The sequence below is a fragment of the Streptomyces sp. NPDC021019 genome (assembly GCF_044333295.1).
Classification (GTDB): domain Bacteria; phylum Actinomycetota; class Actinomycetes; order Streptomycetales; family Streptomycetaceae; genus Streptomyces.
This window is the reverse complement of sequence record NZ_JBIRQR010000011.1, coordinates 92,091-117,489: the sequence shown is the minus strand read 5'-3', so window position 1 is coordinate 117,489 and position 25,399 is coordinate 92,091. Positions and strand designations below refer to the sequence as shown.

At 67.8% G+C, this 25,399-nt stretch carries 19 protein-coding genes; 4 read left to right on the top strand and 15 right to left on the bottom strand.

Annotated features, from left to right (window positions below; genetic code table 11):
- Positions 1-464: 464 nt before the first annotated feature.
- The 4 genes from ACH4RG_RS35350 to ACH4RG_RS35335 form a co-directional block, all read right to left on the bottom strand.
- Positions 465-1,442, bottom strand: a complete 978-nt coding sequence (locus ACH4RG_RS35350) for a pentapeptide repeat-containing protein (RefSeq protein ID WP_398540858.1) — start codon at positions 1,440-1,442, stop codon at positions 465-467.
- A 289-nt stretch (positions 1,443-1,731) separates the two neighbouring features.
- Positions 1,732-3,087, bottom strand: coding sequence for a replication-relaxation family protein (locus ACH4RG_RS35345; protein WP_398540857.1), 1,356 nt, complete (start codon positions 3,085-3,087; stop codon positions 1,732-1,734).
- A 387-nt stretch (positions 3,088-3,474) separates the two neighbouring features.
- Entirely contained in the window at positions 3,475-3,915 is a 441-nt protein-coding gene (locus tag ACH4RG_RS35340) for an SsgA family sporulation/cell division regulator (RefSeq protein WP_398540862.1), read from the bottom strand.
- A gap of 479 nt (positions 3,916-4,394) precedes the next feature.
- The gene (locus ACH4RG_RS35335; protein WP_398540856.1) at positions 4,395-5,180 is read right to left on the bottom strand and encodes an RNA polymerase sigma factor; all 786 of its coding nucleotides are present in this window, start codon (positions 5,178-5,180) and stop codon (positions 4,395-4,397) included.
- A 734-nt stretch (positions 5,181-5,914) separates the two neighbouring features.
- On the opposite strand from ACH4RG_RS35335, the gene ACH4RG_RS35330 reads away from it, so the two are divergent.
- Positions 5,915-6,094, top strand: coding sequence for a hypothetical protein (locus ACH4RG_RS35330; protein WP_398540855.1), 180 nt, complete (start codon positions 5,915-5,917; stop codon positions 6,092-6,094).
- Positions 6,095-6,349: 255 nt separating this feature from the next.
- Here the strand turns inward: ACH4RG_RS35330 and ACH4RG_RS35325 are convergent, their stop codons facing one another.
- Complete coding sequence (locus ACH4RG_RS35325) at positions 6,350-6,676, bottom strand: hypothetical protein (RefSeq protein WP_398540854.1); 327 nt, start codon at positions 6,674-6,676, stop codon at positions 6,350-6,352.
- Positions 6,677-7,650: 974 nt separating this feature from the next.
- Positions 7,651-7,824, bottom strand: a complete 174-nt coding sequence (locus tag ACH4RG_RS35320; protein ID WP_398540853.1) for a hypothetical protein — start codon at positions 7,822-7,824, stop codon at positions 7,651-7,653.
- A gap of 1,244 nt (positions 7,825-9,068) precedes the next feature.
- Between ACH4RG_RS35320 and ACH4RG_RS35315 the strand changes: the two genes are divergently transcribed.
- Complete coding sequence (locus tag ACH4RG_RS35315) at positions 9,069-11,192, top strand: tetratricopeptide repeat protein (RefSeq protein WP_398540852.1); 2,124 nt, start codon at positions 9,069-9,071, stop codon at positions 11,190-11,192.
- A 967-nt stretch (positions 11,193-12,159) separates the two neighbouring features.
- On the opposite strand, the gene ACH4RG_RS35310 is transcribed toward ACH4RG_RS35315, so the two are convergent.
- The 4 genes from ACH4RG_RS35310 to ACH4RG_RS35295 form a co-directional block, all read right to left on the bottom strand.
- Positions 12,160-12,918 carry a hypothetical protein gene (locus ACH4RG_RS35310; protein WP_398540851.1) on the bottom strand — a complete coding sequence of 253 codons (759 nt, stop codon included), beginning with the start codon at positions 12,916-12,918 and terminating at the stop codon, positions 12,160-12,162.
- Positions 12,919-12,986: 68 nt separating this feature from the next.
- On the bottom strand, positions 12,987-13,415 hold the full coding sequence (locus ACH4RG_RS35305) for a hypothetical protein (RefSeq protein ID WP_398540850.1): 429 nt from the start codon (positions 13,413-13,415) through the stop codon (positions 12,987-12,989).
- Positions 13,416-13,541: 126 nt separating this feature from the next.
- A complete protein-coding gene (locus ACH4RG_RS35300) occupies positions 13,542-13,721 on the bottom strand; it encodes a hypothetical protein (RefSeq protein ID WP_398540849.1) in 180 nt (59 codons plus the stop codon).
- A 58-nt stretch (positions 13,722-13,779) separates the two neighbouring features.
- Complete coding sequence (locus ACH4RG_RS35295; RefSeq protein ID WP_398540848.1) at positions 13,780-15,003, bottom strand: hypothetical protein; 1,224 nt, start codon at positions 15,001-15,003, stop codon at positions 13,780-13,782.
- Positions 15,004-15,193: 190 nt separating this feature from the next.
- Between ACH4RG_RS35295 and ACH4RG_RS35290 the strand changes: the two genes are divergently transcribed.
- A complete protein-coding gene (locus ACH4RG_RS35290) occupies positions 15,194-15,616 on the top strand; it encodes a DUF4357 domain-containing protein (protein ID WP_398540847.1) in 423 nt (140 codons plus the stop codon).
- Positions 15,617-15,645: 29 nt separating this feature from the next.
- Complete coding sequence (locus ACH4RG_RS35285) at positions 15,646-18,507, top strand: Helicase associated domain protein (RefSeq protein WP_398540846.1); 2,862 nt, start codon at positions 15,646-15,648, stop codon at positions 18,505-18,507.
- Positions 18,508-18,830: 323 nt separating this feature from the next.
- Here the strand turns inward: ACH4RG_RS35285 and ACH4RG_RS35280 are convergent, their stop codons facing one another.
- From ACH4RG_RS35280 to ACH4RG_RS35260, 5 genes are all read right to left on the bottom strand, one after another.
- The gene (locus tag ACH4RG_RS35280; RefSeq protein ID WP_398540845.1) at positions 18,831-20,672 is read right to left on the bottom strand and encodes a hypothetical protein; all 1,842 of its coding nucleotides are present in this window, start codon (positions 20,670-20,672) and stop codon (positions 18,831-18,833) included.
- On the bottom strand, positions 20,669-21,148 hold the full coding sequence (locus ACH4RG_RS35275; protein WP_398540844.1) for an ABC-three component system middle component 2: 480 nt from the start codon (positions 21,146-21,148) through the stop codon (positions 20,669-20,671). Before ACH4RG_RS35275 ends, ACH4RG_RS35280 begins: the two co-directional genes overlap by 4 nt.
- Entirely contained in the window at positions 21,145-22,158 is a 1,014-nt protein-coding gene (locus ACH4RG_RS35270) for an ABC-three component system protein (RefSeq protein WP_398540843.1), read from the bottom strand. Before ACH4RG_RS35270 ends, ACH4RG_RS35275 begins: the two co-directional genes overlap by 4 nt.
- A 369-nt stretch (positions 22,159-22,527) precedes the next feature.
- The gene (locus ACH4RG_RS35265; protein WP_398540842.1) at positions 22,528-23,814 is read right to left on the bottom strand and encodes a DUF402 domain-containing protein; all 1,287 of its coding nucleotides are present in this window, start codon (positions 23,812-23,814) and stop codon (positions 22,528-22,530) included.
- A 107-nt stretch (positions 23,815-23,921) separates the two neighbouring features.
- Positions 23,922-25,220 carry a replication-relaxation family protein gene (locus tag ACH4RG_RS35260; protein WP_398540841.1) on the bottom strand — a complete coding sequence of 433 codons (1,299 nt, stop codon included), beginning with the start codon at positions 25,218-25,220 and terminating at the stop codon, positions 23,922-23,924.
- Positions 25,221-25,399: the final 179 nt, after the last annotated feature.

The window sequence follows — 25,399 nt, the reverse complement described above, 5'->3', positions numbered from 1 at the left end:
CCCGCGGAGCGGGTACCCCATCGCTACGCGATGGGCAAGCGAACCGCCGGGCTGCGCCCGGCGGTTGCGCTCCCGCTCCGCGTCCGCGTGGGCACCTCGCTGCGCGAGGTGCCCACCACCCAGGCGCAGCCTGGGTGGTGACGGCCTGTCCGTTGCACTCCCAGGCCTAGCCTTGCCGCGCAAGGCCTGACCGGTTCTCCGCTGCGCTCCGCAGCGGGTTGGGCCGGTTCGCTGCGCTCCCCCGCCCAACGGCCCTTCCGGCTGCGCCTCCAGGACCAACGGCCCGCTGGCGCGGGCCGGGCTGGCTACGGAGGAAGGGTGGCCGGGGTCGTGGACCTGGCCGAGAGGAAGGAGGGCTGCATCAGATGATGCAGCATGTTGCGTTGGCAGAACCGTGCCACACCCCCGGAGCTGAGTGGCAGGGATTACTATTCGATTCTGGCATTGATATTTGCAATACCATTCTAGTCGCGCTTCTTCTCATTGCGGGGAGCCTCATTGGTGCCGGCTTCCCCGTCAACAATCACACGTTTAAATTCGGGCATGCCTGCGGGAATTTGTTCTATCGAGAACTGGGCGTCGCGTAGATTGGAGCCGTCGAACTTGGTTGAGACAGCGTAGCTTTGCCGGAAGTCTGCATTGGGGGCCCAGACATCCGTTAGATCGGCCCGAAGGAGGTTGGCGCCTCTTAGGTCAGCGCCTCCAAAGCGGGCACGGCGAAAGTTGGCCCGCTCAAAGTCGAGTCCAGTCAAATCCGTACGTCTCAGATCTATTCGTGCTGCTTCTCTGCGCATGGGGCGGCGTCCGAGCACCGTGATGGCAGCCTGCACGGGTTCGTCAGGCCGAGGAACGCCAAGGCCAATTCCAGCGTGTTGGCGTACGAAGGCTGCTAGGACGGTTACCACCGTGTCGTGGTCGTCTTCGCTGTCGCGCATAATGCGCTCTAGACTGTAGATGGCTCCCAGTCGTTGTGTGTCGTCTTGAGAACTCAGCAGCTTAATTGCTTCGACATAGCGGCCTGTGACTTGTCCCTCTCGAGCAATCCGCGCCTGCTCTGCTTCTCGATCGGCCGCCATCTTGATCGTGATCTCGAACTGTTTCTGGTTTTCGGCGAACTGCTCTTGTGCATGCTGGAAATTCTCGCGTTCCAGACGGTGTTTCTCGCGGGTGTAGTAGAGCCCGGCTGCAGTGAAGCCGCCGGCCGCGATGGCGACGAGCATGGTGCGGAAGCCGGTGACGATGATCCCGGCTGACGAGACAAGCTCTCCGTTTCTATCGCGCAGGTGGTGGCCTTCGAACCACCAAGGCGCCCATACGAGCAGCACGATGAAGACTGCCGCCCCGGCTATGGCTGCAGTCCAGGCCCATCGAGGGTGGCGTTTGCGCCACGGTTCGCGCTTCAGCTCGGGCTCAGTCTGACCCGTGTCTGGCTCGTCGCTCATGCCCGGCATGATGTCCCTCCTGTGGGCACGGCATGCGGCGAACAGGACTGTTCAGAGCTGAAGTTGAGGGTTCTGCCAACTACCGAGGTATCGACGGGTTGGCGTGCAGCTTGTCCCAGGGGCGAAGAAGCCACCAACCACTCCGTGCTGGACGGACAGCAGCAGCCGCGGGGCCACCCCGTGACCTGCCGCGCCACAATCCAGCCCCTACGACCACCTAACGTGCGTCTCCGCACTGCTGACGCCCATCCCCTGCTCCCAGTGCACGCTCAAGAGCGGGTACTGAGGATCATCGGAGGAAGCCGAAGAGGCCGTTCTTTTTGGCTTCTTCCCGGGCTGCGGCTTCTTCGGCGGCGAGTGCTTCGGCTTCCTGCTGTTCGCGTTTCTTGGTGCTGGTGCAGAAAGTGCAGTCGCTGCCCGGAAGCCGGGTTTCCTCGTCGTCGTCGTCGTCGGGGAAGACCTTGCGACCGCAGGTCGGACACGGCCACGCGGCCGCCTCCCGCCGGCTCTCCGCTTCCTGCTGCTCCTGGCGCTCGCGTTCCCGCTGGGTATCGCGCTCGGTACGGCGCTGCTCCTCGCGGTGGCGGTAGCCGCGGACGTCGTCGGGGTTGTCCAGGGCGTCCTGGAGGGTTTCCCACCCGGGGTGTCCGTAGCGCCACCAGACGGGCCCGTGAGGGCCGTGCAGGCGGAGCTGGTCCAGGGTGGTGGCCAGGACGGGGATCGTGCCGCTGTAGTCGCGGTAGCCGTCCTGGACCGTGTCGTCGTAGACGCTTCCGCTGTGCCAGACGCCCTGCCAGCACGCGGTGGACAGGTCCCGGATCTTCTTCATCCGGTTCATCCGGGACTCCGGGCTGACGTCGTTCTTCCCGAAGACCAAGGCCAGGGGCGGGTGCCCGTCGCGGTCCGAGGGGTCCCACAGGGTCTGCCAGAAGGGCACCGGACGGTCCCGGTGGTCCTTGGTAGTGCGCTCGAAGAACCGGCGGTAGGACTCGACCTTCCGAGCCACCACGGCGTCCGGCTCGGTGTGGTTGTCGACCTCCACGAACAGCACCGGCACCCCCGCCTCCGGGGCCGTGAGGACCGCGTCCGCGCGCAGACTCCCCCGGGCCGGGGTGGTGAACGTGCCCGACACCGGCAGCGGCACCTCCGTCTCCCAGCCGCGCAGGTGCCCGAGGCCAGGGGGGCGGGTCGGCAGCTCCCGGGGCGGGGCGGGTGCGGTGCGGCGGGCAATGGGCTTGGTCGGCTGCGGTGGGGACTGGCGGAACGCGTCGATGGTGTCCGTGACCGCCAAGGCGTGTGGGGCGCCCGCCTTCGCGGCGTCGCGGGCGGTACCGCCGATCTCCTTCACCGGACGGCCCAGCTCCGTCGCGGCGGAAGCGAGACCGGCGGTGGTCAGGTTCCACAGGTCCCGCCACACCGGCCGCCCGGACTCCCCCGTGAAGGATGTGCGGCCCACCGACTCGCCCAGGCCGACCGAGCGCAGGTCCTTGCACACGTTGCGGACCGTCTGGACGTCCGCCGTGCCCGGCAGCACAAGCTGCCGGAGCTGCTCGGCCGTGGCGACCTTCACGACCCCGAGCGCCAGGAGCACCAGGCCCCGGTTCCTCGACGTCGACTTGTACGGCCACGCACTCGCCCCACCCATACCGGCGCTCCCCCATCCATCCCACCCGTCCCGGCGCCCTCCTGGTGCCGGTCGTCCCCGCTGCGCAGCCTGGCCGCCCGGCCGGGCCCGCGCCCCCAGCGAACACCCCGCCCCAACCCCTTACCGCGACTCCCACCAGCGGGAAAAGGGGTTGTCGGCATCGGGCAAGCCTGGAAACAGGCGCTGACCTGCACCGCAACCAGGCAACCCGCACATGATCACTGTAGGGACGAGTGTAGGAGCAACCGTAGGAACGACCGTAGGGATGAGCATGAGGCCCGACCCGGCTTGCCCACCCGGACCTGCCCCGCGCAACCCGTACGGACCGGGAGCAAGCGGATCGCGAGGCCGGGAGGAGCTTGACTTGCTTGTGCCAGTGACGTGCGCTTACTGCTCGGTCTTGGCTTGTGGTTGCTCCTCCTCGGTACGGGCGGTATTGAGCCCGAACACCTTGTCGACGTCGAGGTTGATGTGTTCATTCTCTGTGCCGGGCGGGATGAGCTGGTTGGTCCGGCGCAGGAATGACTGCAGAGCGGCTCGGGGCGCCTCCAGCAGCGCCGTTCCCTCGGGGGAGCTGAGGGAAATACAGATGGTCTTGGTACCAGAGCTCATCGATGGCCAGACCTTCACGTCGCCGGCGCCGGCGTGAGTACGCATCCCGGCCGTGATGATTTCCCGGCCGAGAACCCACGTCGGGTGTTCGCTCTGACCTGTGTGAAAGATCGCCTCGACCGCGTAGGGGTCTGTTGTCCGGTACCGGAACTCGGCAGGTACAGGAAGCGGTGGGGCATCGGGCACCACGAGACGAAGGATCGTCTCGCAGGCCACTTCGGCGACGTCCGTTTTGCGAAGGGTCACCACTTTCCAGTCGGCAGCGGCCCACTTTCCGGTGCCAGTGCCGCGCCAGTGATCGAGCCGTTCTTCTAGGAAGGTGCGCATCCGGCCAGAGGGCTTTTCCGGCCCCTGCTCGGCGCGGACGCCACGCGGCTCTTTCTGCGTCTCCTCGGCGTGCAGATCCTCGCTGTGCCGGGCGATGCGGCGCATCGTCGCAGAGCTGGTGCGTGCCCGCAGGGCTTCGGCGGCTGCTGTGGCGAGCGAGGAGCGCTGCAGTTGGGCCACGAAGTCCAGGGCGTCCAAAGCCTTCGGGCAGGAACTCAGGTCAGGAGTACGACCTTGCGCAAGCTCCTCGTGCAGGTCAGTGAGTTCCTGCAGACAGGCGCGGAATCGGTCGGATCCAGAAGCCTGCGCGACCTGCTGGATTCTCACGATGGCCTTGGCGACACCGTCGATAGTCAGTGCCTCTCGCATCATGCGTCCTCCCTTCCGTTTCGCTTCGCTGAGGGACCGGATTCCTCTGGTGGACCGCCCTGTTGCCGCGGAGGGTTCTTGCGCAGCCGGGACAGCCGCATCGAGACGGCCGTCGCCGACATCTGCAGGTGCTCACCAATCTCCTGCATGGTGTAGTCCCTCATGGACAGGAAAAGCGCCGTCCTAGTCGCGTCGTTCTTGACCTGGCCGAGCAACCGCTGCACGACGTCGTGCCCGATGGCCTGGGCCTCCGGCCCGGCTTCGGGAGCGGGCACAGCATGCAGTGCTTCCACGCCATCAGGAGAGCATTCCGGATGACGGGCACGCTCCGATGCCCAACGGTCGAATACACCACCGAACTCTCCGAGGACGGCCCCGACGAAGTACGTCTTCAGTGAGGCGCCGCCGTTCGGACACCAGCCGCCTCTGACCAATGCATGTTCGCGGAACACCCTCAGCCCTCGAGCGATCGCCTCGCAAACCAGTCCCTCACGCTCGTGGTGATCACTGCGCAGCGCCTCAACGTTCTGATCGGTACGTTGCCGTACGGGGCGGCCGCGTTTTGCACAGTTCGCAAAGACCTCTCCCGTATAGAGCCACGCCAGCATGATCGGGTGCGCGTACGCGGCGAGATCATGCGCGAAGAGCTCCCAGGCGATGCCGCTGAATTCAGCTTCAGCCAGTTTCTTGTAGAGGGCGGAGTCTTCGTCCGCTCTCTCCGCGTCGACGGCGACAACCTGCCGCGTCGCCTCTTGTAGAGCGGCCTGGTTCTCGTCGACCTGCACCTGGAAGAGCTGCGGCGGGCCGACACCATTGGACGTTGCACTTGTGGTCGGCGGCCCTGAGGGTGTTCTCGAAGGGAGCCCACCGAGGGAATCTTCCTGCATGCCTCTCCCTGAGCGGATTCTGGTGATGACGACAAGTCCTAGAGGGAGAGGTCCCGCAGAGCTAACGCTGATGCAAAAGAAACATCCGGACGGATGCATCAGCACCATGGGCGTGAGACGCCGACGCTGCCTCCCTCTAAGACAACACCATGACTCACACACTCGTTACGGCCGTCGCCACAGTCCTCGCCGTCATCGCTGCGCTCGAGCATCTGCCCGTAGCGCTTACTCGTCTCGTCCGGTCATGCGGCCCCTTGGCTCAGACATGGCGGGAACTTCGGCACGGGCTTGAGTAACTGGGCTCCCCGCGTACCGAAGACCGTTCTGGCCAGGGACAACTCCGCAGTTGGCGACACACGCGACAGCGTATGAAGCTCTCTCGGCGCGCAGCAGTCCGACCCGCCCGGCTACCTGGAGGTGAAACGACTGTGGCCCCCCGCACCAACGGGGGGCCACACAGCAGTCCGACAGCTTTGCTACCTGATCCCGAAGAACGTCACAGACTTCAAGATTGGATAAGAGCTATCAGTTCCTACCCTGAGGTTACGGGGCCGCTTGGCCTGCCGTCGACCCGCATCACCCGTCGGAAGGCATGGTGGACGACGTCCCGTGTCTTCACCGTCCGGCACTCCGTGCGGGCCCGCGGCCGCACGCGGTCGGTATGGGGAGCCGTCCGCGTCTTCATCACCCGCCACCGCGTTCTGAGCAGCGTCACCGGAGCAGTCCTCCTCGGACTGTGCGGCGGATTCGGCAAGGTCTTCGGCCAGTACTTCGCTGAGGAAGTTCTGGCCTGGATCACGATGCGGTTCTGACGCGCCGGGGCCGTCGCGCCGGCCCCGGCCTCATCGTCATGCTGGCCCACCCGCCCTTCGCACGGCCCCTCTCCCTTACGGAGCTGGCCACGTGAAGGTCGGGTGGGCCAGCTCGTGCACGGCTCCGCTCCGGCTGCCGCGGTGTAGCAGGTGTCGGGCTTGGCCAGCTTGCCCACCCGGCCCGCGCAGCGCCCATGGCTGCTGCGCAGACCGGGTTCCGCGTTGCAGCCCAAGCCACACGTCGTGGACAACCGCTCAGGACCTGCTCCTGCCCGAGACCTGCCGATCACGGGGAGGGCCGGTCCGGTATCCCTGGAGGACGCACAGGACAAGCGACAGGATCAGAGCGCCCCATCCGGCGGTTCCGCCGAGGAACGAGCCCGTGGCGTCCATCGAGTCGCGCACGTTCGGGCGGTCCAGCAGGAAGAAGACCATGGCGACGGTGGTGGGGACGAACACGAACATGCCCACCGCCAGGAGCAGCACAGCCCGCAGAGCGAAGACGGGCGGTACCGGGGCCGGCGCGGGGTCCGGTGCGGGAGTGGCCGGGTCGGGCGTCGGGGTGGAGTCGATCGTTGTCATGTCGGCACGTCTTTCGAGAGTTGGAATTGATCGAGCGCGGATCGTGGAGCACTCGCACCCCTTGCGTCGCGGGGTGGGGCGGCGACAGCAGCCGGGACCGTGGTTCGAGGGGCTGTTGTGTTGCCGGACAGCACCATGTGGGAGGCGGGGGCAAGCGGTGCAAGTCCCGTCGGGCGGGCCTCATCCGACCGGGCAGGGCAGGCGCATTCAACGCTCTGACCTGCTGAGATACGGGATTCCGCGTGTTGAATGGGCGCCCTGGCCGTGCTAGCGGTGCACCGCCCACCGCCTCCATTGGGTATGTCGGCAGGTCGTCCATGTGTGACGTTCAGCCGGTCGAGAGTGGCGCAGATCACAAAGTACGGGTGGTGGGTCGGGGTCCATCCGCCCGCTGCGGGACGGTTCCTGACGGTGGGCCACCCGGCTCCTGGGGGCCGGTCGACGAGGCGGGCGGGCTCGACGAGGGCCAGGGCAGCGACGAGCACCAAGGGCAGGAGCATGGCCGGGGACATCGAGCTCCCTTCGAGCGGATCCGGGCGTTGCTTCGCCCCTTGGGTCCCGGCCAGCGCCACCAACAGGGCCGTGCGCCGCGTTAGCCACCTTGCTCAGTTGCGTCGGTCGCCCGGTGGTCGCCGGGTGCGGCAGCACCATGTGACGGGTCCGGGTTAGCCGCGCAACCCTCCCTCACGGCTTCTAGGGAGGAGCGGTTCTCCGGAGCCGGTCTGCGGTGGTGAGGAGGTCGCGCCCGGAGGGAGAATCGTCGGGTGAGCACCCGCCGCCCGCTGGGCACCCCCGTACCCGCCGTCGACACTGACGGGGCGTCGCCGGGCATGCCCGTACGCGCGCCGTACTCGCCGCGGAACGCCCGGAGGGTGCAGCCTCGGCCCAGCCCCCGCCGGCCTTTGGCCCGGCACGGCATCGCTGACCCGGTGCCAGCCCGGCACACCGGAACCTCTGGACCGGCTGCCGGGAGGTCATCGGACAACGACCGGGACGACGATGGCCGCGACGAGGCCGGCGCCGAGGAGACCGAGCGTCAGCGGTGGGACCCACGCGGGGTGACGGTGCGCGACGTAGGCGAGTCCGGCGGCGAACATGAGGACAACAAGAACCAGGAGCACAGCAACAACTAGGACGAGCGAGGACATAACGAAGTTCTCCTTCGAGTAGGTGAGAGCAGTGGGGTGCAGCGGGAACCAAAAAGGCCCCGGCGGGAAACCGAGGCCTGCTCATCGATACGGGCATAAAAAATGCCCCCGCCTAGTAAAAGACGAGAGCTCGTTGACTGCGGACAAACTTGTGGCGCAGTAGTAATAACTCCTGCGGACACACTGGTGGTTCAGTTCCTTGAACCCCCGCGGGCACGCTGGGGCCGTTCACCACTATCGGGGCTCAGAGCTGCCCCGTCAAGCCGCTTTCAGTCGCGGTCTGTTGGGCGAGGACTGGCCCCGGAAGGTCAGTTGGGTAACAGGACCACCGGGAGAGGTGGAAGGCGTACCCGTCAGATCACGGCGATTGTAGACCCAACCTCGCGTCAGCCGCTAGATACTGCGCGTTGCTGTCGAATCGTCGCCGTCTGACCCCGTGGGACGCCGCCGCGTGCGGTCGCCGGGCGTGGCAGCACCATGCGACGTGGCGGGACAAGCCCCGCAACCCCTCTCAACCCATGGGCTGGGGGGCGGGTTACCTGACCGGGGGAAAATCGTCGGGTGACCACCCGCCGCCCGCTGGGCACCGGACCTGTACCCGCCGTCGACGCCCCGGGGGCGGCGGCCGCTCAGCACCGGCCCCACCCCCACCGGATGACCGATGGGGGTCACCCGATCGGCCCGGCGGGCGCGGCGAACAGTGTAGGCCGGGGCGGGGAGGATAGAGGGATGACGCGTCCGATGCTGACCCAGCGGGAGGCTGCCACCGCGTGTGGTGTGAGCCGTACGACGATCCGTCGGCGCCGTGAGGCCGGGGACTTGCCCGGCGCGGTCCAGGACGAGGCGCGGGGGTAGCTGATCTCGGTAAGGGACCTGTTCGCTGCCCGGTTTCAAAATCCGGCCCGTCGGCGAGGCACGGGCGTGTCCCTGGCCGCAGGGTGTCACCGCTCCTGGTCGTCCTTGTTGTCGCTCTTGCGGGCGCGGTGTAGGTCGAGGGCGAGCTGGGCGAGTGCGGCCAGGGTGCCGAGGGCTGCGAGGGCGGTGTTGAGGTGGTCGAGCATGAGGGTCCTCCCGGGTGAGTGCCGCAGGGGGCGGGGTGTCCGGCGGCTGTTGGGAGGTGACTGTGGGGGTGTACTGGATCGTCTGGGAGTCATCGGCCGGACAACGCAGGTAAGTTCCGGACCGGGGGCTTTTTGTCCAGGACAGGCCGGACAACACAGACAGCCCAAGAGGCGGGGGCTCACATGACACCGAAGGCCGGCGGCGGCAGGCCGTGGGGACCGATCCGCGCCGAGAACCCCGCAGCACGCAAGCTCGCCGAAATGCTGCGCCGCCACGTGGACGACAGCGGGAAAACCCTCGCCGTGCTGGGCGGTGAGATCAGCATGAGCAAGGCCCAGACTGGGGTCTATCTCGGCGGGAAGGTGCCGACGGAGGCGTTCATCACCGCGCTGATCCGCGCGACGGTCCGCCCCGAACTGCGTCAGCGCCGCCAGGAAGAAGCCCTCGCCCTGCGCGACCAGGCCCTACGCCCCGCTACCCGCACCACGACGGGTGCACCCGTCGTGGCCGGGCCTGGTGCGGGGTATGCGGTGGAGCTCGCGGCGGCGCAGGCCCGGCAGATCGAGACGTACGACCGGCTGACCCGGACGCTGGAGCAGCGGGCGGAGGTCGAGCGGGCGAAGAACAACTCCGACAAGCTCGTCATGGTCCTGCTGAACATGATCCACCAGCTCGACCGGAGGGTCACCGGCCTGATCGAGGAACGCGACCAGCTCCGCGCCCAGCCCAGGAGTGAGGCGTTGGAGGATGCCGAGCGGAAGCTGGCCCGTGCGGAGGAGCAGGAACAGCGGGCCCGGGCGGAACTGCGGCGGGCGGAGGAGAAGCAGCGCCAGGCCGAAGACCTCGAAGCCCGCGTCACGGACCAGCTCCGCCAGCTCACCGACGAACTCGACCGCCTCCGCGCCGGCGACACCACCTCACCCATCGACACCCTGCCGGTCGTGGCCGACGAACCGCAGGAACACCACGTTTCCGCGGATCCGGTCGGGGACGACATCGACGCCGCACTCGCCCACGCCAGCCAGGTCAACGACGAAGACAACACCACCCTCAACCGCGTCACCAGCGAGCTCAACGAACCGACAGCCGAGGTTGTCCAGGACAACCCACCAGACAACTCCACAAGCCCGGAGTCCCTGGATGAGCGCTTCACCCGTGCGCTGAGAGTGAGGGAGGCCGGCGACCCGAAGCGGGCCCTCGTCCTATTCGCCGAACTCCTCGCCGACTACAAGCGCACTCTGGACCCCGACCATCCCAGCATCCTCAGTACCCGCTACAACCAGGCGGTGAGCCTGGCGGAGGCCGGCGAGACAAAGCGGGCCATTCCCCTGTTCGACGATCTCCTCGCCGACTACAAGCGCACCCAGGGCTCCGACCATCCGAGCACTCTGAACATCCGCTACAGCCATGCCATAAGCGTGAGAGAGGCCGGCTACCCGAACCATTCCGTCGCCCTGTTCGACAGACTTGTTCCCGACTTCAGGCGAGCGCAGGGACCTGATCACCCCGATACCCTGAACACCCGCTACAACCACGCTGTGAGCATGGCGGAGGCCGGCGCACCACACCGGTCCGTCGCCCTGCTCGATGAACTCATCCCCCACTACACCCGCGTCCAGGGGCCCGATCACCTCCACACCCTGAAGGCCCGCTACAGGCACGCCGTGAGCGTGAGAGAGGCAGGTGACCCGGAGCGGTCCGTCGCCCTGCTCGATGAACTCATCCCCCACTACACGAGCACCCAGGGGCCTGATCACCCCAGCACCCTGAACACCCGCTACAGCCACGCCGTAAGCGTGAGGGGAGCCGGCGACGTGGAACGTTCTGTCGTCCTGCTCGGCGGACTCATTCCCCACTACACCCGCGCCCTGGGAGCTGAGCACCCCAGCACCCTGAGTGCCCGCTACAGCCACGCCGCGAGCATGGCGGAGGTCGGCGACCCAAAGCAGGCCATCGCCCTACTCAATGAGCTCATCCCCGACTACACCCGCGCCTTCGGTGCCGACCACCCCAACACCTTGCGCGCCCGCCACAGCCACGCCGTGAATATGGAAAGGGCTGGCGACCCCGAGCAGGGCATCGCCCTGCTCGATGAGCTGATCCCCGACTACACCCGAGCTCAGGGCTTCGACCACCTCAACACTCTGCGCGCCCGTTACAGCCACGCCGTGAGCATGGAAAGAACCGGCGACCCGGAGCGGGCCATCGCCCTACTCAATGAGCTCAGTTCGCACTGCACCCGTGCGCTGGGACCCGACCACCCCCATACCTTGCGCACCCGCGCCTATCTACGCGGAGAGCGGTAGGCGGCCGTGCACTGGTAGGGGGACTCTCCGAACGGCAAGACGTTATCCCTGGGGCCGCCACCGGCGCTTGTGTCCGTAAGACCGGGCACCACGTGGCGGGGCAAGCACCACGGCAAGTTCCGTCGGACCGGCGACCACTCATCACCGGTCCGACGCCCCCTTCCAGCAGCTCGCAGCCTCGTTCCGACCCTGTTCCCACACGGGTTCCAGCCAGCCCATCGCACGTTCCAACCCGCACCGGAGCGGCTGGAACCGCCGATGCACCGACAGGAGACGGGCATAGTTCGGCGCGGCTACTCCACTCCGGTTTCACAATCCGACCCGTCGGCGAGGTGCCAGATCGGTGTGGACAAGGGCGTCCGTTAGATGGCGCCGACCGGGAACGGGCGATCCAACGGACAACCACGTTGGAAAATTGCAGATTAGAGCGTTCCAACTCCACCGGCTACGCAACCTGCTGCACTCGTCAGGGCGTCCATGCCGAGATCCCGCCGGAGCCGCCGGTGAACCCCCGGCCCCTCACCCGCGGTGCGGCTGGCCGCCACCGTGCCGTCGAAGACGGTCGGCTCTCCAGATGGCAGAACTTCCAGCCCCGGCCGGTCCGCCGGAGCAGACCCCGCGCCTCGAGCCGCCCGAGCTGATGCGCGACGGAGCTCGTACTGGAAGGACCGGCCCGCACCGAGCTGCCGATTAGTCGGCCCCTCGCCGTGCTCGATGATCCAGGACCGGATCACATGCATGATCGCTTCCTGCCGGACCGACAAAGGCACCGTCGCGTCTCACGCCGCGACCCGCATCCGGCCCTCAGCGGTCCTCTGCCGGAGCTCCACCCGGGCCGCAGGGGTGCGGCCCGCCGGGCTGGCCCAGAACGGATGTTCTTCGCGCTTCAGCTGTCTCATGAGACGTGCAAGAAGAGGCCGCCGACGTCACCTAATTGGGTGAGCCGACGGCCTCTCGTTCTGAGCCATCAGGAGAGTTTGGTCTCGTGATCGAGAGCATCGATGATCGACACAATCGTTGCTAGGTCTGCTTCGACTTCGTCAACGCTGATGGTCGCGCGTCCGCGTCCGCTGCGGTCACCGGTGTGGGCGATCAGGTTGCGGCGAGCCACGATCCGGTCGAGTTCCGTGGTGGATTCACCGACGGTGACCTTGCGTCGCTTGTCGACTCGGGTCATGAGCCGCTTCTCGCCGACGAGGCTGAACAGCTGACCAATCTGGGCAGGTGCGGGACTGGCCCGCTGCCGGATCTCCAGTTCAACGACCTGTCGCAGCCCCCATCCTCGCCTGTCATATTTCTCCTCGATTGCGAGGTAGTCCCCGACTGTCATGGAGAGTTCAAGCAGGCCCCCAGGCGGTGGGGTCGAGGCTATGGCAGCGCCATAGCGTTCCATGACGCGGTCTGCGCAGAAGGTCTCTATGGCCGCGCAAGCAGCCACGAGAGCCTGTCTGAGGAGAGGCCGGAGGTTAGGTTCCTGAAGCTTCTCCCGCAGCGAGGCGTATCCCGGCTTGAAGGTCACGAAGACCCTGTCGTTCTCCAAGCACTCAAGCTCGCCCCAGTCCTTCTGGGGCAGCGAAAGGGCATCGCCGAGTCGCTCCCGCTTCTCGCGCCTCATCCTGCGCTGACGGTTGTTGACGAGGGTTCTGGCCAGGTCGACCAAGATCTCCGCGTCTTCCAGGTTGAGGTTGAACGCCTCACGGGCGGTCAGTTTCGGGGGTGCTCCCACGCTGTCTCCATGTAGCTCAGTTGCGATGGAGATCAGACTGCCTCTTCGGCCGTCCCGGGGCACTGTTTTTACGGACGAAGCGGAATGACACGGCCGCCGCTGGCGGCGAGTTCTTGACGGAGCTGGGTGTTGTCGTGGTGCAGGGCCGCGATGGCGACGGCGGCCGCTTCGAGTCGCTTGTTCGCGACGGTGCACTCACGGGTTTTCTCGGCGCGCTTTCGGCGGAGCCGGGTGATCTCGTCATCGCGGCGGGCTTCGCCCGGCGTGGTGGTGCCGTGCTCGGCGATGTGGTTGTCCCACTCGGTGAGGATGGCGGTGGCCCGGTTCATGGTGGCCCAGCTGACCTGGGCTTCTTGCCAAAGGTTCTCCTTGGTGAGGCGTCCGTCGGTGTGCTGGGGTTTGCCGTCGAATAGCCGTTGCATCGCGGCCCGTAGGGCTGCGGCGGTCTTCGCGGAGACACCGTCTTCGGTGAGAGAGCGGCTGTGCAGTGCGGTCACGGCGTCTCCTCGAAGACCTTGGCCAGGACGGCTTCGGTCCGCTCCAGCTCTCGGCTGATCAGCGCCTTGCGGGTGGCGGGCAGCCCGGGGCTGTCCAGGAGCTTGAGCTGGGTGCGTCGGTGCGAGTCATAGATCGGGACGTGCTCGGGGCAGCCCGGACTCCTTGCCCCAGGCCGACGGGCCGATGGGCCGTTCCTGCAACTGGGTCCGGATCTTCTTGAACGCCACCAGGTCCGACTCGGTGGCCGCCAGGATGTCGCGGCCGCGGCGTCCCGGCAGCCCGCACGGCTGCCGGGACCGACACATCACAGAGCCCTGTGCCGGTGGACGATGTAGCCGCCGGGGTAGAAGGCTTCCCTTCGAGTCAGTCGACGAGGTAGGCCTTCTCTCCCATCACAAGGGGAGCGTCCGCGGGGCCCTTGATGTAAGGGCCCCGCCAGATCACGCGGTGCTCCTGCAGGCTCGGGTACCACTGGCGCACCTTGTGCATCCGGACTGGCCAGCGCCGGTTGTAGACGCGCTCCTTGCTTGTGCCATCTGGGTCAGGGCGCTGGGCGGGGATCTGGTGAGTGAGCCGCACGACCCTGATGTCGCGGTCAGCGGCCGGTGCGGTGGTGTCCGGACTGGAGGAATTTCGGCGGGGTGCGACCGGTCCGATGGTGGTGGTGCCGTGGGAGGCAAGGCGCCAGAAGGCGAACATGTAGCGGGCGGCGAAGTCGTCGTTGACGTCTTCGATCCGGCCGCCGTCCCACTCCCCGATATCGGAGGGCGTGTTGGGGCGGGCCACCTGGTTGAGCGCTTGGTTGAACTGGCGGTGTTCGGCGTTCAGGCCGGCGAGGTCGGCATCGGTCTTCTCGGCGGCGGCGCGGTCGCCTCTCAGCCCGTACATGCCGTCGGGCACGAACGGCGGCAGAGGCATGTGGTTGACGCGGGCCTGGGCCACCACCATGCGCCACTCGGCGGGCTGGACCGGCCCGTCCCGGTCCATGAACGTCGTCAGCTGAACACCGGGATAGGCAGAGGTGGGTAACACCTGGTGCTGGGTGATGAACTGCCAGCCGAAAGCCACCGTGTCGGAGATGCCGCCGCCGCGGTTGACGAGGACGACGGGCTCCGGGAGCACCACGAACCCGATGGGTGCGTGGATGTCGGTGTCCCGGTCCAGGGTGACGACGTCGGCGGGCTCCAGCGTGGACGCGGCCGCCATTACCGCCGCGTGCGCCCCGGGTGAGAGCACGCACACGTCGGCCTTCCGCAGCACTTGGAGGATCTGGTCGATCTGCCAGTCGGTGGCCTGCTGCGGACCGGCCGGCCACGGCGGGGCGAAACCCTGCTTGCCGAGCGTCATGGCGAAGGAGACGTCCTCCCGCCCGCACTCGGGCACGTTGCTGCGTCCGAGGACCGTGCGTAACTCCGTCATCCGGTTGTTGATGTTCTGCATCAGCATGGCCCGCACGAACGGGTTACCGTCCAGCAGGTCCACCGTGCTGTGCCGTCGCCGGTGCGCTTCCCTGGCCGCTCCCGCAGCCGTCCAGCCCGACGTTTCCTCCCGGGTCCGCTGCTTCTTCGAGCGGCTCGCCTTCCCCATCCATCCCCCACGATCGGCCCTACCCCTGAGCGTTCAGGGGAAGCGATACCCCTCAGCCCTCGTGGATACGCCGTGGCAGCGACCGCGCAAGACTCCGCCCTTACACTCCTTAATTGCTTTCGCTCTCAGCTGTTAAGTTCTCCTGAGTCGCTCATAATAAAAGTCGAACTCAGCGCTACTAGGGAGCACCATGCCCACCGTCAGTCTTCACTTCGACCCGTCCGTCTTCGCTCACCTCGCCCGCGCGACCGGCGACGACACCGTCCACCTGACCTTGTCACTGGGCGGCGACGAGCCCCCCGCGGTCACGCCCAGCCCAGTGGTTCCCCACGGACCACTCGCCAGCCTTTTGCAGGCCGGGCTGCTCAACCCGGGCACCGAGCTCAACTTCTACCAGCGGCGCGCCAACCGCAGGGGGCGCGCCGTCGTCACCGCCGAGGGGCAGCTCATCGTCGACGGGCACGCCTCCCCCTTCCCTTCTCCCTCGAAAGCTGCTGAAGCGATCACGGGCAACGTGATCAACGGCTGGACCCTGTGGCACCTGTCTGCCCCTGACGGGCGCACACTGGACGACCTTCGGCGTGAACTCCGGCGGAACGATCCCCAGCACTGACCCGTAACGAACCCGATGGGAGGATGCCCATGCCCGTCATCAAGCTGCGCGAACACCAGGTCACACAGAAGGCGGCCTTCCGCAAGTGGGCCGGATTTCCTACAAGATCACCTGTGCCTCCGCAGGGTGCCCGGGGCACGATCGTGTCAGCGACCGGTTCCGGTAAAACGATCATGGCTGCTGCGAGTGCCCTGGAGTGCTTCCCGGGCGGTCGGATTCTTGTGACCGTGCCGACCCTGGACCTGCTCGCGCAGACCGCCCAGGCTTGGCGGGCGGTGGGCCACCGGGCGTCGATGGTCGCCGTGTGCTCGCTGGAGAGCGACGCGGTCCTCAACTCGCTGGGGGTGCGCACCACCACCAACCCGATCCAGCTCGCCCTATGGGCCGGGTCCGGGCCTGTGGTCGTGTTCGCCACCTACGCCTCCCTCGTGGACCGGGAGGACGTCGACGCACCGGCGGGCCAGCGGAAGGTTCGCGGGCCGCTGGAGGCCGCTCTGGCGGGCGGGGAGCGGCTGTACGGGCAGCAGATGACCCGGTTCGACCTCGCCATCGTGGACGAAGCGCACTCAACCACGGGCGAGCTCGGGCGTCCGTGGGCCGCGATCCACGACAACCAGCGCATCCCGGCGGACTTCCGGCTCTACCTGACCGCGACGCCGCGCATCCTCGCCGCAGCCCGCCCCCAGAAGGGCACCGGCGGCCAGGAGGCGGAGATCGCGAGCATGTCGGACGACCCAGACGGCCTGTTCGGCGCCTGGCTCCCCGGGGCGGAGCTCGGGCTCTCGGAGGCGATCGAACGGGAGATCCTCGCCGGGTTCGAGATCGACGTGCTGGAGATCCGCGATCCCTCGCCGGTTCTCGGGGAGTCGGAGGAGGCGCGGCGGGGCCGGCGGCTGGCCCTGTTGCAGACCGCGCTTTTGGAGCACGCGGCGGCGTACAACCTGCGTACGGTCATGACGTTCCACCAGAAGGTCGAGGAAGCCCGCGCGTTCGCGGACAAGCTCCCCGAGACCGCTGCCGAGCTGTACATGAACGACGCCTCGAACGAGGACCTGGCCGCCGCGGACCGGCTGCCGAAGTCGTCGATCGCCGCGGAGTTCTACGAGCTGGAGGCCGGCCGCCATGTCCCGCCGGACCGGGTGTGGTCGGCATGGCTGTGCGGCGACCACCTCGTATCCGAACGACGCGAGGCGCTGAGGCAGTTCGCCAACGGCATCGACGCCGCCGGACGCAGGGTGCACCGCGCCTTCCTCGCGTCCGTGCGCGTGCTCGGGGAGGGCGTCGACATCACCGGTGAGCGCGGGGTGGAGGCGGTGTGCTTCGCGGACACCCGCGGCTCGCAGGTGGAGATCGTGCAGAACATCGGCCGCGCGCTCAGATTGAACCGCGACGGCACCACGAAGGTCGCCCGCATCATCGTGCCCGTCTTCCTGGAGCCCGACGAGGACCCCACCGACATGGTCGCCAGCGCCAGCTTCCGCCCCCTTGTAGCCGTCCTTCAGGGTCTGCGTTCGCATGACGAACGTCTGGTCGAGCAGCTGGCTTCCCGCGCGCTCACGAGCGGGAAGCGCAAGGTCCACGTCCAGCGCGACGAGGACGGCCAGATCGTCGGGGCCGGCGGCGCGGGTGACGGCGAGGACCAGGAGGACGACGACACCCAGGCCGCCGCCGAAGCAGCCCTGCTCCACTTCTCCAGTCCGCGCGACGCGGCCACCATCGCGGCCTTCCTGCGCACCCGGGTCTACCGGCCGGAGTCCCTGGTGTGGCTGGAGGGCTACCAGGCCCTGATCCGGTGGCGGAAGGAGAACGAGATCACCGGCGTCCACGCCGTCCCGTACGACACCGAGGTCGAGGTGGGGGTCATGAAGGACTTCCCGCTCGGGCGGTGGGTGCATCAGCAGCGCAAGGCGCTGCGGGCCGGTGAGCTGGAGGAACGGCGCAAGACGCTGCTGGACGCCCCGGAGGCCGGGATGGTCTGGGAGCCGGGCGAGGAGGCGTGGGAGAACAAGCTCGCCGCGCTCCGGTCCTACCGGCGGGCGACCGGGCACCTCGCGCCGCGTCAGGACGCGGTCTGGGGCGAGGGCGAGGCGATGGTGCCGATCGGGCAGCACATGGCCAACCTCCGCCGCAAAGGCGGCCTCGGCAAGGACTCGAAGCGCGCGGCGGAGCGGGCGGCGCAGCTGGCGGCGATCGATGAGGACTGGAACTGCCCCTGGCCGCTGAACTGGCAGCGGCACTACCGGGTCCTCGCCGATCTCGTGGACGCCGACGGGACCCTCCCCTACATCGCCCCCGGCATCACATACGACGGCGACGACATCGGTACGTGGAGGTGGGCGCAGCAAAACGCGGGCGTCCAAGCGCAGCTGATGCCCGAGCAGCGGGAGCGCCTGGCCGCACTGGGCATTCCCGTCACTGAGCCCGCCTTTCCCGCCCCGGCAGCACCCCGTACGACGAAGACCAAGGCGAAGGGGCCGGGCAGGGCACAGGCGGCATTCCAGCGCGGCCTGGCGGCCCTCGCGCAGTGGGTGGAGCAGGAAGGTACGGACCGGCCGGTGCCGCGGGGTGCGGTCGTCGAGGTCGCCGTCGACGGCGAGGCCGAGCCGGTGCCCGTGAAGCTCGGTGTGTGGATCTCGAACACCAAATCGAGAAAGGACCGGCTGGACACCGATCAGCTCGCCGCCCTCGCCAAGCTCGGCATGGACTGGGCCGGACCGCCCCCGGCCATCGAGGCCGCCCCGGCACGGCCCGCCCTGCAGCCCGCACCGCCGGCAGGTCCACCGCCACCGCACCACCACGACGAGTGCGACAAGGCGTCGTACGAGGGCGGGGCGTGCACGTGCGACCTCATCGAGGAGTACGGGCTGCCCTCCGAACGCGACAACTACTGACCACACCACCGCACCAGCCGGGCCCCGGACCTTCTGGTCCGGGGCCCGGTCGTCGTCAGCCGCACACAGACACGGCCACTGAAACGCGGAGTGAAACGCGCCCGCCCCGCTCGCCCTTGCGAGCGTTCTCGCAGGTCAGCGTGAAACGCGGCTCTCCGTTTCACTCGCGCGTTTCAGGGTGGCGTTCCAGTCACGCAACCCGGTCGGCTCGCTGGGCGCGGACCGCCTGGCTCACCGCCGACCAGCTCGCCGCCCTGGCGAAGCTGGGCGTGGAGTGGGCCTGACCAAGGCACGCATGACTGTCCGTGGTGCCCGGCTGGTGCTCACTGCCTTTCTCGGGGTGGGAAGAATCCTTGGCGTTCCGAGCCGTCCACGCTGAATGCGTGAACGGTGGCACGCCCTCTGATGCTCGCTGGCGGTGTCAGGTTCTCGATCACGATGACCTGGCCTGACGGGTTCTCCAGGAGGTCGCGGTAGAAGTTCTCGGCGACGTCGGCGGTCATCAGCTCGGGACGGTCTTCGTGCGGGTCTTCGGGCCGGCGGTAGGTGAGGACCGGAGTGTCGAGCACGACGAAGCCCGGGTGGATCAGGTCGCGGGCTGTGTTCCGGCGCGCGAGTGATACGGCGAAGGCGGCGTGGAGGATGGACCGCATGCCCCTGCCGCGGCTCTTTCGCGGCTGTCCGTCGACGGAGAGCTCAGCAGTCGTTGGGTCGTAGCGGACGCGGTTGCTCCCCGGGACATGCCAGGCTTCCAAGGTCTCATGGATCATGCGCTCGAAGTCGGCGACATCGGCGGCGGGGATGCCGTCGGGACGGGCAATCGGCGGAGCGGGAGCCATGGTGGACAGTGATGCCTTCAGGTCTTCGAGCTGCTCGATCTGAGCGTGCAGGGCCAGCTCGTTTTCGACCCGTGAGCGGGCATTCAGTAGTTCGGTGGCATCTGTGTTGACCGGCTGGATGCGCTGATCGAGTGCGCGGAGTTCCGCAGCGTTGTGTGTGAACTCTTCGTCTCGGGCAGCGCGGGCCGACTCTATGTCCGCTGCCTGCTCTTCCAAGTCCTCGATCATGAGGAGCAGGTCGTTGAGCAGGTCCGTTGTCTTACGCGTCTCGGCAGATACAGAGGCTGCCAGCTGGGTGCTCTCGGCGACGTTGTGTTCCGGGTGCTGGTGATGGGGCTCGGCGCCGCAGAAGACGCAGGTCCCGGTCTGGAAGTAGCCCAGGAGGGTTCCGGCTTCACCGACCATTTGGAGCCGGGCCAAGTCTGACTCGTACTGCTCTTTCAGCAGAGCGAATCGCGCGAGCAGCTGCTGGACCTCGTCGCCCCGCTGCTGGGCCGCGAGGTCGATCTCTTCCAGGCCCCGGCGGTTACGCAGAAGGCTGGTGCGGACTTCAGCAAGTTCGACGGCGGCGGAGGTCACCTCGCTGAGGGCCGCCTGCAGGCGGTCGAGCTGCTCCCGCAGTTGCGACTGGTTCACCTCCAACGTGAGCTTTCCGCGGCTCTCATCGATCAGGTGGTCGATGACCGCGATCTTCCCCTTGCCGAACTGCTTCTCCAGATTGCTGGGCGCCGCAGGACGTTCTGGCTCTTCCTCCCCGCTGAGGAGGAGTTTGAAGACCGACTTCTCCCTGGTCTCGTTCAGCGGATTCCGGGTGCCGAGTACCGGAGAGTGCTGATCTGCCATGCGTGTGTCGTTGACGACGGCCAGGCGCGCGAGGTCCCGAAAATTCAGTGGCAGCACGTTGCCGCGGCCGCTCTGGAGGATCCGCTGGCCGTCGATCCCCAGGACGGTCAGCAGGTAGCGGGAGATGTTCTTCTTCGACTTGGCGTTGTGCTTGAACTTGAGAGTCTCATCCGCTGGCTCCGAGGGCATCTCTCGGAGATCGTGGTTGAACACCTCGATGGTGTCGCCGCCGACGGCGCGGGACAGGGTGAAGCTGCGACCGTCGCTCACCCGTAGGCCGAGGAGGATGCGGGTGTAGCCGGCGTCCTCCGGGATCGACTTGAGTTCGCTGGCGCCCAGCATGTAGTCCACGGCCTCTTCGACGTAGGACTTGCCCGTGTCGGAGGCTCCGTAGATGACCGTCAGGCCGGAACTGAATTCGACCGCCGCCGGGGACTTTCCCATGCCGAGGAAGGTCAGGTGTACGAGCGTCAGTCTGATCACAGGACGTCCTCTCCCAGGTCGCCAGGGCTCACGTGGATACGGTCAGACCAGCGCTGGGTGATCTGCTTCATGCCCTCGCGGACGTCCGTTCCTTCATGCATGTAGGTGTTGGTGAGCCAGTCGGCGCGTTCGATGAGCTGGCCGACGTAGGGGGCATTTAAGGCGCTGAGGAAGCTCGCTGCCTCGTCTGTGGCCCCGTACATGAAGCCGTGGTCGGTGGTCGTCATGTCGGCGAGGCCGGCGCGCAGCAGGACCATGAGGCCCTGCTCGATGAGGCGCCGGCGCAGGCCGAGCTCGCCGGGGCTGGCGGGTAGGTCGGGGTGGAGGCTGGCGGGGCCGTGGTCGAGGTCGCCGCTGTGGAGCATGGCGTGGTCCAGGTAGACGAGCTGGGCGACGTCCAAGCGGCGGGGGAAGGTCTCTGACAGGAGGATCAGAGCGCGCATCCCGGCCTCCACGGGGCTGTTGAGGGGGCTCACGGGGTCTCCTCTTTGCACCAGGTCAGCCGGTCGTCGTTGGCCAGGCGATGGCACATGCCCTTGAGGTCGATGACTTTCACCACGGGGGCGAGGATGTTCGCCGGGTTCGGCTGGTGGGCGACGGCTGCGTCGAGCACGGCTTCGAGCCGTGTGTAGCCGCTGGCGTGGTCTCGGTCTTCGATCTCGATCACGGCGTCGTACAGATCGGTCTCGATCGCGGTGTAGGTCGCTTCCGGGACGCTCTCCTGCGCGAAGCGCCAGAGCGACTCGGCATGGAAAAAGGCAGCGCGCTGGCGGAAAAGGTGGCCGCCCACCTTCGCATGGTCGCGGGCCTCTTGCAGCGTCTCCAGGGCGAGGCCGTGCTTGGCGTTGTAGGCATCCAGCAGCTTGCGGACGTAGACGGCTTCGTGGGGTGCCTGGTCTGCTGGGGCCGGGTCGGCGGCGGGGCGCTCCTTGAGCTGCTTCGGGAAGCGTCTTACGTGGTGGGGGGTCGCGGCGTGCAGTTCGAGAATCTCGTCTAGGTCCCTGGCTTTGAACATCGAGAAGTCCGTCGCCTGCGCCAGCACCCCCACAGCAGTACGCATCTCCGGGGTGAGCTTCTTCCCGAGCTTGGAGTCCTTGTCGTTCCACGCCGCGAAGAACTCATCCTTCAGCTGAGGCGGGTTGAGCAGGAGTCGCTCCAGTGTGGTGCCAATCTTGGGCGCGACAAAAACGTACCGGGTGGGCAGCTCGTACGTACCGAGGATCTTCGCGACGAAGATCTTGACCATCTCCGGGAAGGCGTCCGCCTGCCCGAGCGCCTTTGCGTAGTGCTTGCACTGATAGCAGTGCCATTCACCCGCCGTACCTTGCTCGGAGAGGCAGGCTGCGACGTCCGCTCCGCGGTCGCCGGCCCCACCCATCCTCTGCACCCGGACGTAGGGGCGACCAGACCATGTACCGAACTGGTGGACCCACTCGACGGTGAAGTCCTCCCAGTCGTCCGCGTTGTAGATCCACTGCAGGTACACCTGAGGTGTGGGCAAGGGAGCGCTATGGGTCGGCGGGGCAACCACGACGACCTCCGGCGATTTGGGCTCCGGAAAGCCCTCGAATACCGGCCGGGCTCCATCCCTGCCCGGCTCAAGCCCCCCTGCCACAGCCCACCCCCGTCCCTACCACCACGCAAAATCACTGACCGTAGTGATATCACCTCGCACGGTCCGTCAGGAAGGCACTTGGGCAGCCTCACCCCCCTCACCCTGATCGTCGGCGCCTCTGCGTGATCCCCTCCGTCCTCGTCAGCGGCATCCTCAGGCGCCGCTGACCTGCCGAGCTGGGGCCAAGGGCGTCCTGGTGCTTCACCCCACGCCGTGCAGGCCACCTCCTAAGACAGCCCCTCACCGGCTCGCCGCCACCGCTTCCGGGCCGGCTTCCTCACGCTGGGGCAGGCGCGGCGCGGGCCAGGCCGGGTTCCAGCGCCAGGACGCCCACCGGTCGGCGTCCGCGAACGGCCCGGTGCGTTCCTCGAGCATCGCGAGGGCCTGGGCGCGGGCGAGCTCCACCACCTGATGCTCGGTGTCGGTCACGATACCCAAGCACCGGACGTGGGCGTACTCGTCCTCGTCCTTCCACTGCCAGCTGGTCAGGTCGGGGTCGATGACGAGGTCGACGGTCAGGTCGGGGTCGATGACGAGGTCGACAGTCAGGTCGAAGGTGTCGAACCCCGACTCGCTACGGCGGGTGGGGCGCTCGAAGTTGACGTACCAGTTCCTCAGCCCGGCCGCGGTGAAGAAGGCGTTGACGCTGAACCACGCCGTCGGCGGCTTCCACAGCAGCAGCTCCGTCTCCTGCCACACCCCGGGCGCCAGCTCCCACTCTCCCGTCGCCATCGCGTCGAACGCCTCCGTACGGACCGACCGGTCGCCATCGACGCGGGCCTTGGCGTACAGGGAAGGCCAGCGGGCCTGCGCCCCGGGCGCGCACGCGGTCACCAGCGCCTCGCCGGTGCGGCGACCACGCGCAGCGCCTGCTCGCTCCACACCCGGCTGCTGCGGTGCACGTCGCGCCGCACGACCGTCTCCCCCGTCGTGAAGGTCTTCACCGGTACCTCCCCTCACGAGTCCGGCCGGGACGTCCAGCCGGGCGGACACCACCTCAGCGCGCCGGAGGTGGTGTGGGCAAGCCGCCGTTCGGGGCGGCTTGCCCAGCCGCTCAGGCTTGCCCGCCAGCTCCCACAGCGGGCGGGCAAGCCCGGTTCCGTTGCAGTGGAAGCACCAGCCTTCCTCGATGGCGCCAACGGCGCTGCGGGCCCCGACGGTGTTGGTGGCGTCTTGGAAGAGCTGGGTGAGGCCGGTGATGTGTGCCGCGTGAATCGGGAGCTCCTGCCGTCTGCTGAGCGTGAGTTCCAGGGCGACACCGGGGCCGGTGAAACGGGCATGGGGGAGGTCGCCGGTCATCGCGCGGAGCGTCTCGTTCACTTGGCGCATCGTCTCCGCACCGGTCAGCTGCACCCGGGCCGCAAGGATGGTGTCGGCGGCCGCGGTGAAGGCCAGCAGCCGGGCCGGACGGGCGAGCGGCCCGACGCGGCTCACCGGGTCGGGATGGGTGTGCTGGAGCTGAGCCAGGGCGTGCCACAGGTCGCCCGGCAGGTCTTGGGGGGCGGTCTCTTCTCTGCTGCGTCTCATGAGACCGGTCTATGGCCTGGCACCGGCGTACAGCCGGGATCGGGTTGTTCCCTCCCGTACGGCGGCGCCGCGACTTTACGGGCCGTCCCGCCGGGCGGGGAGCTCTGCTACTCGTTCTTCCGTCCGTGGAGGAACCCGAAGAAGCCGGCCTGCTTCGCCGCGGCTTCCTGTTCAGCTCGTTCCTCGGCCTCGCGGCGTTCCCGTTCCTTGATGCTGAGGCAGACGCGGCAGTCCCCGTGGGGAGCTTCGGCCCCGTCGTCGGGGTAGGTCTTGCGGCCACAGGTCGGACACGGCCAGGTCGTTGCCTCCCGGCGGCGCCTCTCCTCCTTGTACGCGAGGCGCTCCCGCTCCCTCTCTGCCTCAGCTGTCCGCCGGCGTTCCTCGTCCCGGACACGGTAGGCCCGGACGTCGTCGGGGTTGTCCAGGGCCGTCTTGAGGGTTTCCCAGTCGGAGTGGCCGTATCGCCACCAGATGGGGCCCAGCGGGCCGTGCTGTTGGAGGCGGGCGAGGGTGGTGACGATGACCGGCAGGGCGCGGCTGTGGTCGCGGTAGCCGTCCTTGGATGGGCCGCCGTACATGTCGTCGCCGTTCCACTCGCCCCGCCAGCAGTGGCGGGTCAGGTCGCGGACGGCCGTCATGCGGTTCATCATCGCCTTCGCGCCGACGTCGGCGGTGAAGACGATCGCCAGGGGCGGGTACCCCTCGCGGTCGCTTTTCTCGTAGAGGGTGGTCCACAGGGGGACTTCGCTCCGGCCGGGGGCGTGGACGGTGCGCTGGTAGAAGCGGACGTACTTGCCGAGTTTCGCGGCGAGGCGGGGGCGGTCCTCGGTGCCGTTGTCGACTTCCACGCACAGCATCGGCAGGCCGGCCTCCGGGGCGGTGAGGACGGCGTCGGCGCGCAGGCTGCCCTTCACAGGGTTGACGAAAGATCCGCCGACGGGCAGGACGACTTCGGTCTCCCACGCGTCGATCGTGCTGATGCCCGGCGGTGGGAGGGGCGGTGCGGCGGCCGGGAGGGGAGCCGGCTGGTTCTTCCGGACGACCGGTTTCGTCGGGACGGGAACGGGCTGGATGAACGCGTTGATGGTGTCGGTGACCTTCCGGGCGTGCGGGGCCCCTGACGCCACGGATGCCTTCGCGGTGCTGCCCATGTCCCGGACCTCACGCTCCAGGACCACGCCTGCGGCCTCGAGGCCGGCCGGGGTGAGGTTCCACAGCTTCTCCGTGACCCGGTTGCCGTTCGCGTTGACGCTCTTCGCCGATCCCAGGGAGACGACCAGGCCGTGGGCGGCGAGGTCCTTCGCCCCGTTCAGGATCGTCTGGTTGGTCGCGTGGCCCGGTGCCATCAGCCTCCGCAACTGCGCCGCGGTCGCGACCTTCACCACCCCCAGCGCGGTCAGGATCATCGTCCGGGTTTTCTCCGTCGACCCGAACGGACACACCTTCGTCCCACCCACCGTGACTCCCCACCCTTCCCCGCGCACCCGACCGCCTTCCGGCCGGAAGGCCGGCGCGCGCCCCGCCGCCCCGAACCGATGATCACACTCCTACCACTCCCTACTGACTTAGGAGTGTTGATATAAGG